General features: G+C 39.1%; 8 protein-coding genes. All 8 read right to left on the minus strand.

All coding sequences use genetic code 11. From position 1 onward, the window contains the following. Positions 1 to 56: 56 nt before the first annotated feature. The gene (locus OQX62_RS04160) at positions 57 to 1,286 is read right to left on the minus strand and encodes a carboxypeptidase-like regulatory domain-containing protein (protein WP_265830133.1); all 1,230 of its coding nucleotides are present in this window, start codon (positions 1,284 to 1,286) and stop codon (positions 57 to 59) included. Positions 1,287 to 1,390: 104 nt separating this feature from the next. Continuing rightward, positions 1,391 to 3,049: a DNA repair protein RecN gene (recN, locus tag OQX62_RS04165; protein ID WP_265830134.1), complete on the minus strand. Its 1,659-nt coding sequence runs from the start codon at positions 3,047 to 3,049 to the stop codon at positions 1,391 to 1,393. Positions 3,050 to 3,152: 103 nt separating this feature from the next. After that, a complete protein-coding gene (locus OQX62_RS04170; RefSeq protein ID WP_265830135.1) occupies positions 3,153 to 4,838 on the minus strand; it encodes a M56 family metallopeptidase in 1,686 nt (561 codons plus the stop codon). Position 4,839: 1 nt separating this feature from the next. Continuing rightward, positions 4,840 to 5,223 carry a BlaI/MecI/CopY family transcriptional regulator gene (locus tag OQX62_RS04175; RefSeq protein WP_265830136.1) on the minus strand — a complete coding sequence of 128 codons (384 nt, stop codon included), beginning with the start codon at positions 5,221 to 5,223 and terminating at the stop codon, positions 4,840 to 4,842. Positions 5,224 to 5,344: 121 nt separating this feature from the next. Then, positions 5,345 to 6,244: a DUF4835 family protein gene (locus tag OQX62_RS04180; protein ID WP_265830137.1), complete on the minus strand. Its 900-nt coding sequence runs from the start codon at positions 6,242 to 6,244 to the stop codon at positions 5,345 to 5,347. Positions 6,245 to 6,246: 2 nt separating this feature from the next. Then, positions 6,247 to 7,440, minus strand: coding sequence for a bifunctional phosphopantothenoylcysteine decarboxylase/phosphopantothenate--cysteine ligase CoaBC (coaBC, locus tag OQX62_RS04185; protein WP_265830138.1), 1,194 nt, complete (start codon positions 7,438 to 7,440; stop codon positions 6,247 to 6,249). A 47-nt stretch (positions 7,441 to 7,487) separates the two neighbouring features. Then, a complete protein-coding gene (locus OQX62_RS04190; protein WP_265830139.1) occupies positions 7,488 to 7,814 on the minus strand; it encodes a DNA-directed RNA polymerase subunit omega in 327 nt (108 codons plus the stop codon). Continuing rightward, a complete protein-coding gene (locus tag OQX62_RS04195) occupies positions 7,814 to 8,746 on the minus strand; it encodes an outer membrane protein assembly factor BamD (protein WP_265830140.1) in 933 nt (310 codons plus the stop codon). Before OQX62_RS04195 ends, OQX62_RS04190 begins: the two co-directional genes overlap by 1 nt. Between the last annotated feature and the right edge of the window lie 1,198 nt (positions 8,747 to 9,944).

Raw genomic sequence — 9,944 nt, forward strand, 5'->3', positions numbered from 1 at the left:
TGTCCCGTTGATGCTCGTGTAAAATTACTAAAAAAATTAGCAATACACAAAGGGAGTTATCTTTTATTTACAGGGATGTAATCCATAGGGACCATGTCACCAATTTTTTCATAAGCCCAGAAGCCTTCATATAATAATGATTTTGCATCATGCATGCTGCCATTAGCATAAAAATTTACCGGTCCCTGTAGCATATGAACTACTGATATCTCATAATTGGGGATATTTAAAGGACGCATTACATAATGTCCGGAATTGGAATAGACATTTGATTCCTGCTCCTTCGTATACATTACATATAGTTCATCCTTGTAATTTATCGTTTTTAGGTTGGCATGTCTCGCAGTGACCAGCGTATCTGTATTTACACCGGAGGTATCTAAAGCAACGTATTCCTTTGGGAGATCCTGCAGGTGTGCCAGCGTCTGCAAGGAATCAGCTGTAGCCGATCCGGGATTAACTACGTTACGGATTTTCAGTAACAGTCTTGCTCTTGTTGTTCTGATATAGCTATCAGATGGTCTGTTAGGGTTTGGAATTTTAATTCTTTTATAAATAATAAATCCTTCTTCTTTGATTGTATTCCGGTAGAGTGATTGGAAAAAGTGCTGCGGGGAACCCATATAGGCTGTTTCACGGTTCTTTAACCAAAGTTTTCTTTTGGTACCTGAACCCTTTAAGTCTTCGAATACGGGTAATCCCGCAAAATAAACGATCCTGGTATTGTAATTATACTCAAACAGATTGAGCATGTACTTGAGTCGGTAGCCGAGCGCTTTATTTTCTACTACTAAAAACTCATTGCTTGTGACATTCAGGATATTGTGGTCGCCATCATATTTTACATACAACACCTGCGGATTCAGGATCTTGCATTTCTGAGAATTCGGCGTCCTGCCAATAAAAAACTCTTTGAATACCTGCAGATACTTTTCCCGATTGGGATCGGCCTGAATCACTACTTCATTTAATTGAATGGTGTTTTCTGATAATACTACCGAAATGTTCATCGGACGATCTGAGATCACTACGCTCTTACTAAAAGGCAGATAGCCGATCATTTGTACTACCACTTCATAGGAACCCGGTTTCAGTTTGCTGAGCACAAACTGGCCATCATTGTTGGTTACCGTTGCGATAGTATAACCGCTCAGATAGATTCCGGCCCCTGGTAAGGTTTCTCCTTTTTTGTCTTTCACTACGCCACTGATAGCATATAATGTTTGTGCATCAGTAGCGATACAGCAACATATAAAGAATATAGTAAGAAACAGGGCTTTAAACATGGGCGCTAATTTAGCCAATATGGCTGTTCTTTTGCAAAAGAAAAAAGCCCTTTTGGGCTTGTGAAATGTTAAAAAAATTAAGGCTATTCTATTAATCTGCTGATTTATTTATAACTGAGCAGATCTTCCGCATTTTTGAGCGCTGATTCCCCCGGGTTTTTACCACTCAGCATTTCTGCAATTGCCGCAATTCTTTCTGTCTGACTCAAACGGCGAATGGCAGTAGTCGTGCGGTTCTTCTGCTCATCTTTGTAAACAAAATAATGGGCAGTGCCCTTGGCTGCAATCTGTGGAAGGTGCGTGATACATATCACCTGCATATTGTGTTCCAGTTCTCCGATTACATCACCAACCCTCAATGCTGTTTCACCAGAGATCCCGGTATCGATTTCATCGAAGATTAATGTAGGCAATGAAGTATGTTTCGATATAATCGACTTTATGGCCAGCATTAATCTGGAGAGTTCACCGCCCGAGGCAACTTTACTCACTGGTGCCGGAGGCTGGCCGGTGTTGGCGGAGAATAATAAAGAAATCATATCCTTTCCATCCTTATTCAGGTTGGTCACGACTGTCTGCTCAATTTTTATCTTTGCATTCGGCATGCCTACTCTCACCAGAATTTGTCCTACCTGATTTTCGGCGACAGTGATTGCCTTGCTGCGGTTTTTAGATAATTTATCCGCGATTGTTTCAAGCCCGGTTCTTAAAAGATCAATCTCTTTGATGAGCCGCTCTATTTCTTCATCACTATTTAGAAGTGTACTCAGGTTATCAGATAATTCACTTTGAATTACTATTAGTTCCTCAATACTGGCTACGCGGTGTTTTTGCTGTAAAGTATAGATGGTATCCAAACGAAGATTAATGTCTTCAATTCTGGTCGGGTTAAAAACGATATCTTCCTCCAACCCTGATGCTTCCTGGGCTATGTCCTTGATCTCAATTAAAGCAGATCTTAATCTTTCATTTAAAGAGTTATAAAGCGGATTGAATTTTTCAATCGTTTGAATCTGGCTGACTACTTCTTTCAGTATCGGTAATACTGCAGTTTCCTCACCATCTATCAGATTGTAAGCATTTAATAATCCCCGTTTAATACTTTCAGAATTATTCAGGGCTTCCAGCTCAATTTCCAGCTGAGCCTGTTCACCTTCTTTCAAATTTGCATTTTCGAGCTCGTTGAATAGAAACTGCTCATAATCCTGCCTGCTTCTCGCTTCATCAGCAGAGCTTTGTATATTTAACAGGTGCTGGAGGTTTTTCTTATATAATTTAAACTTTTGCCTGTATTCCGTCAATAATGGCAGATGGTCTGCCAGTGTATCCACTACCGAAAGCTGGAAACCCGGATCATTTACTTCTGCTGTAGCATGCTGTGAATGGATATCGATCAGTTTTTCTCCTATTTGCTTCATGACACTCAGAGTTACAGGTGTATCATTAATGAAAGCTCTGGATTTGCCGTCAATAGAAATTTCTCTCCTCAGGATACTCTCTTCATGGAAGTCCACATCAGATTCTTCAAAAAAAGACTGTAGTCCCGTACCTGACAATTTAAATTGTCCTTCAATAACACATTTTTTTTCCTGATTATAAAAGTACTTGGTTTCGGCACGCTGACCCAATATCAGCGATAGGGCACCCAGCATGATTGATTTACCTGCACCGGTTTCTCCGGTTATAATGTTCAGACCTTTATCAAGCTCAAGATCAACACTGTCTATCAGTGCATAATTACGTATGGAAAGTTTCTGTAGCATATTTGTTTGCTAAATTATGAAAACTTAGCCATTCAAAGTTTATTCTTTTTTAACAAAAAAAGGCAGAAGATGTTCTTCTGCCCTTAGTGTTTTATTTGTGTTTTTACCAATTGTCTTTCCCCTTTTGCTGCTTCTTATCTAAAAGGGCCTTCACATCATCATCGAATTTCTTTTTCAGTGCTTTGTAATCAGGGTTCTTATTTAACTCTATCATCTTTTCCAGATCTCCTGTTGCCCCATCAATTGTGATCTTCATATTTGACATCTTTCCTGAAAGCTGATCTGCAATCTGGCTTTTAAATTCCGGACTAGCGACCATCAGTTGGATCTTCTTTGCTGATGCCACTAACTTTGCCTGAAATTCCGGATTAAATTCTATCATCATTTTTTTATTGATTACCTTCATTTCTTCCTGCAGCTTCTTCAAGTTCTCCTGGTCTTCCCTGGACAGTATAGCCATGCGTTGAGTCCCGGCGCCCTCAAATCTCAGCCCACCAGCAGCATCTTTAAAAGTAAAACTGGTAACAGAGTCCATATTGATACGGATCTTTTTTAAAGTGCTCAACTCTTTACTGATATTTGCCTGAATAGTACTGTCTATATGATGATTACCGTTCAGCAAAACGACACAACTGTCCGTCATTCCTTTTATGATCACCTTCCGCTTTAGTTTTTTCCTGGTGGTATCCTGTAATGCTTCTTTGTTAAGCAGTTCAGGAACTTTTTCTTCCTTCTTTTCATTCAGTGTTTTTGATTCAAAATTCGTATTTTTCTTTAAAATGTTTTTTAGTGTTGTTTTATTCTTAACAGGGTTAATCCATGCCAGGGAGATGACAGTAGCTATAGTCAGCGTAATTGCAGCTATCTTTTGCTTAGAATTCATGTAAGTTGTTTTCATATCAGTAATTCTTTTAATGCGTTGGTATAAGTATTGTTTTTTGCCAGTAGCAGCCAGTGCGAAATGAGGTGCGGGTGTGTCTTTCAGTAATTCCAGTTGTAACAACGCATGTGCGTAAGTCATTGGGGTATGTGTTAACTCAAGTACAAGGTCATCACAGGCATGTTCTCTTTCTATATCTATAAATTTACCTGTAAGCCATATGAAGGGATTGAAGAACAATACAGTTTCCATTACCGTTCTGATCAGATTAAACAGATAATCATTCCTCCTGATGTGGGAAAGTTCATGGATCAGAATTGCTTCTACTTGTTTCAAATCCATTTGTGCGGACATAGCTACCGGAAAAAGAATAACTGGTTTCAGATAGCCAATTACCAGAGGCACGCTTACATGACTGGAAAGCCAGAAGGTAACAGGCCTTCTTAAAGACATTTTTTGAATGAGCGCATTAAAGGTTTTTTGCCAATCTGCCGGAATGGGCAGGTGCAAAGCTTTTTTCAAAGCAGCTACTTTTTTATATCCGGAATAAACGGTCAGCGACTGAATGAATATCCCTATTGCATATAAACTAACCAGATAGGGGAAGAGCGTCTCTACGTAATTACTCAACGTTAATGGCGTGGTTGCAATTTCAGTTAGCTGCAGATAGTTGGTCAGCTGTGTTGCAGGTTGCGCTGTTGTCCATTGAAAACGGAAAAAAAAGGTGACGACAAAACCGGCCAGCATTAAGACACTTGCGCTGTATGCTGTGGCATACCTGGTTTTCGCATCTAATTTAGTCGTGTTCAGTATCAAAAGTAATAGTCCATAGATAACGGCCCCCTGCCATAAAGAATGGATAATGCTCCAGCCTATTGCTGTAATCAGATTTTGTACTACTGTTTCCATATTATTTGCTTTCTAGGTCATCTAAATATTTCTTAATCAGGGCTATTTCGTCTTTGCTGGACTTATGGTTACCCAAAGCCTGCATTACTAACCTGGCAGCGGAGCCGTTAAATGCATTGTCAATTAATTTAGTGACCAGATGCTGCTGAGTTTTCTGCTGACTCGCCAGAGCGCGGTAAATGTGTGTTTTTGCCGTAGTGTCTCTTTCTACCAGTCCTTTTTCATGCATGATCTGCATCAGCTTTAAGGTAGTGGTATATCCGGCGTCTTTATTCCTCGTCAGGATTTCGTGCACATCTCTAACCGTACAACTGTCTTTCTCCCATAAAATCTGAAGAATTTCCAGTTCACTTTCTGTTGGTTTTGCAGGTATTTGTTGCGACATATCTTTAGTACGAATTGTTTCGTAATGCTAATGTACGAATATGTTCGTATAATCAAAATAATTCTTGAAAATAAATAAAATGAGACTCTTGCTTAAAAAGGAGAGTGGAGGAACGGTAAGTTTATAGCGATTTTTTTAAGCCTTCGTATTTATTGATATTTGCCGGATCAATATCGCTTAGAAGATTATAGGCTTCAATTTTGTTCTGCGCATCACCTAGAGATAAGATGTTTACAATTTCATCTGCCTTGGTAGCAAAATAAACGTTGGGGAAAATGGAGCCTAATTTCTGTTTATCCATTTGTTTTAATTCGGGAAGGAAACTAAGCAGGGTTTTAGCCGCCTTCGATGAATTTTCCTGCATATGATCAAGCGCGTTTGCATGGTAATTATAAATAAATACGCGCAGGTCCTGAAAGTTCTTGTTCAACAGATTTTCGTTCATCCAATAGCGGTTGCGTAATCCATCATAAGCTTTCCAGCCGCTATTTCCAGAGGCTTGAGCAACGTTCAATATATTTTGTGCTTTGAGAAAATAAGGTGTTCCGCCAAGTTTGCTAAAACTGTCTTTATCCAATCCAATGATCGTATATGCATAATAAGATAGGAGGGAACTCAGGTTACTGATATAATTCTGATCTGAGATATCGACCGGCTGCCCTTCATTATAACTGAAGTCAAAGTCCTTATCGCTAAGGTTGAGTAAGGTACTATTATACGAAGTTCCATATACAGGTCTGCTTGTTTGTATTTGTGATTCGGCTTTATAGCCAGAGCCACCATCCCATGCCGTAATAGTTAATACCAGGTTACATTCGATCCGCTCCTGTGGCAGGTAAGTTTCGTTACTCCATTTGTTGTTATTCATAAAGTCGCGGATAGTCGTCTGGATGAGTTCAACAGTTTTTTTATTGATATTGGGGATTGTAGGCGCAGTCACCTGTACTCTGATATTCAGCTCCTGAGTAAAAGCAACCTGACTAAAAATAGATAATAAACAAAACAGTAAATACTTTTTCATGCTTAAATTAGCTTTAGTATCTCCAGACAGATATCTTTTGCAACTTCAACTTTAGATTTCATTTCATAAGTTGTTTTATCAGCTGAACGATTAAAGATAGTTATTTTGTTCGTATCTTTTTTAAATCCGGCTCCCTTATCCTGAAGAGAATTCAGTACAATCAGATCGAGGTTCTTTTTTATGAGTTTGGCTTTAGCATGTTCCTCTTCATTTTCCGTTTCCAGAGCAAAACCTACCAGAAACTGGTTACTATCCTTTAACTGGCCCAGTTGTGCAAGAATGTCAGTGGTTTTTTTTAATTCGATCTGAAATACTGTCTCCGTCTTTTTAATTTTCTGAGCCGCTACGTTAACAGGGGTATAATCGGCTACTGCAGCACTCATCACGGTGATATCAGTTCCCTTGAAATTAGCCGTGCAGGCATCAAGCATTTCTGCTGCTGTTATTACATCGATGCGCTGTAATTGTTGTTTGTTTTTTTCTGCCGTTGGGCCGGTAATCAGTACTACTTCTGCACCTAAACGTGCCAGCTCATCTGCGATTGCAAAGCCCATTTTCCCCGAAGAGTGATTTCCTATAAAGCGGACCGGGTCAATTGGTTCATATGTCGGGCCAGCAGTAACCATTGCTTTCTTACCAATAAGGGGAAGACTTTTCCTGATGATTGCTGAGATAAATGAAATGATTTCTTCAGGTTCTGCCATTCTGCCTTCACCATGTAATCCACTGGCCAGCTCTCCACTGGTGGGCGCGATCATGATATTTCCGAAGGTCAGCAGCTTGCTTACATTCTCTTTAGTGCTTTCATGTTTCCACATATCCAGATCCATTGCCGGAGCAAAATAGACCGGACACTTTGCCGAAAGGTAAACAGCGCTGAGCAGGTTATCGCAAATACCATTCGCCATTTTACTTAATGTATTTGCACTGGCGGGAGCGATGATCATATAATCTGCCCATAATCCCAATTCTACATGGTTACTCCAAACGCCGGTTTCTTCTTCGAAGTATTTGGTATAAACAGGATTTTTAGAAAGGGTAGCCAGGGTAAGCGGCGTAATGAAATTTGCCGCATCAGCTGTGAGAATAACCTTAACGTTTGCACCAGCTTTTACAAGTAATCGTACGAGTACGGCCGACTTATATGCTGCAATACTGCCGCAAACGCCAAGGATAATGTTTTTATTTCTGAGCATGGTCTATTAATGCAAGTGTTTATGCAGTTTAATGCCTATGCCTCTAGTTATTGAGCGTCTTTAGCTGGATTTCTATGATAGATTTTATCATTCAGAAATTCGTCAATCGCAATAAGGCTAGGCTTAGGCATACGCTCATAATGCTTGCTGATTTCAATTTGCTCCCTGTTTTCGAAGATCTCTTCCAGGTTATCATTAGAAGAAGCAAACTCGGCTAATTTACCGTGTAATTCTTCTTTCATGTTGTTAGAAATCTGATTAGCCCTTTTAGAAATAATAACTAAAGACTCATAGATATTCTCAGTCTTTTGATCTAAATCATTTACATTTCTAGTAACCGTAGTATTCGATATTGCGGGTTTATTCGTATTCATTATTGGTTGGGGGTTTTTGTCGTATTATTTGTAGTACTGTCTTTTTTTCCTTCTTTTTCCATCATTGCTTTATATTTAGCAATCTGGTTGGCTTCCAATGTCATTAATTGCTTCGCATTTACTATACCAGCTTCGCTGTTTGCTTTCAGGTCTTTGGCTTCTGCAAGATACTTACTTTCAGGGTAGGTATCAATAAATTCATTAGCATAACCAATTGCTTCAGTATACCTGTCTTCCTGACGGTAAGGGAAGCTATTTTTTGCATAGTTATATTGTGATTTTACAACCAGCAAATTCATTTCTTCAGCATACTTGATATCAGGGAAATCAATTTGTGCATTTTTTAGTGCAATTACAGACGATTTGTAGTTAGTGATATCGTATCCACCCAAATCATAATAGAGTCTTGCATTGGTATAAACTTTCAATTCCAGTTTTCCACGTAAATCTGCGATGTACTGGCTGGCTTGTGTCACACGTTCACTTTTTGGATATAAGTTGATAAACAATTGTAATGCATCAATTGCTTTATAGGTGTTTTCCTGATCCAAAGTATATTCAGGAGAATCCAGGTAATAACAATAAGCACCCATATACCTGCATTCCTCTGCATTTTTACTTGTAGGATAAGTATCTGCGAAGTATTTAAACTGGTAACGGGCAGTTGTATAGTCTTTTAGTCTGTATAACGTATAAGCATAATAGTAGTTCAAATCTTCAGCTTCAGTTCTTCCTCTGTATTTTTGTGAAAGGTCTTCAAATAAGATCAATGCTTTTGAATAATCTTTTTTGTTGTATAATTTAATAGCTTCCTGGTATTTTTTGGCTACATCATTACTTAGCCTGATTTTTTCAAATCGGCTTTTGCAACCAGCAATACTCAGAACTGCTACAGTCAGAGTGAGTAAGAAAACGTGTTTAATTTTAAACATTTTACAAAGATAAGGTAATAATACGATAACGTCAATTAAAAATAATCGACCGCTAAGCTATATAAAGGCTTTTTATCTGTCAAGTGCTTAACATTATTTAACAAATGGAGGCGAACCCCATTTCCAGGAAAAGATAGGTATATATATACATGTAATTTTCTATGATCATTTGTGCTGGATTTTTGTATTGAATCTGCGGTCTATATAGTAAGTATAATTATCTCATTTTGCAATCGGGAATTGTTCATGCTGAGCAGTAATAGGGGTTGGGTAGTGGTTGATCAAGCTTCAGAATTGATTTGTAACATTAACCGAACACTATTCCAACATTATTGCAAGCCTGACTACCACCCCACCAATATGACAGTACTTCGTTATAGATTGTTTAATAAGTAAGACAAGGATAAGACACAAAGTAAAACAAATATTGTCAAGTAAAACAAGGATAAGACACAGATAAGATAAGACAAAGTAGGGGGGAACAAGGGAGACTGACCTACATGACTGCGTGTATACAGCGCATAAACTGCGCATCTACTCCGCCTTTTTCAGCTAGTTAAAAAAGGCGGAGTAGATTCCCAGTATACGTGGTATATATGCGGTATTATTCAGTTCTTACTCACTTGCTCCTCCCTTTCTGTGTCTATCTTCTTTATTGTAGATCGTTGTCATTGTCCCCCCGGTAAAAAATTAAGAGGTAGTCGGTTCGAAGATAGTGCGGTGATGGTGCGGTGTGAGTGCGGTGCTACTGCGGTACATCCCAACTAGTTGAATTGAGCGGAGTATCAGCGTAGCGAGACCTTAGGGAGTCCGCACTCACCTGAGGGATGCCCATTATATGCTTATGTATAGATATGACATTACAAATTTAGGGGGTGAACTTCCGTTGAATAGCTAACCTGAGTGCCGTTCGGTTTAAAAGGTGGTGCCGTTTTCTGCACTGGATCGCAGGTTTTTCAGCCAGATTGTGCTGGGTGGAAAAATGCCTTAATGTTTTTCTGCCTGAAAAATAGCGACTTAGCGTGTGCAAACAACTATTTGCCCGGAATTGTTTGCGGAAGTAAAAATTTTCCCTACTTTTGCATCCCGCTTCGGAGGAAGGGAAACAGAGGGAAGGATAAGTGAAGAAGATTTTGAAAGACGTGTAAAGAGAAGGAGCCTGTCAGGGTTTATGATTATTTAAAAGGTTTTAAGGCCG

This window comes from Pedobacter sp. MR2016-24, assembly GCF_026239655.1.
Taxonomy (GTDB): domain Bacteria; phylum Bacteroidota; class Bacteroidia; order Sphingobacteriales; family Sphingobacteriaceae; genus Pedobacter.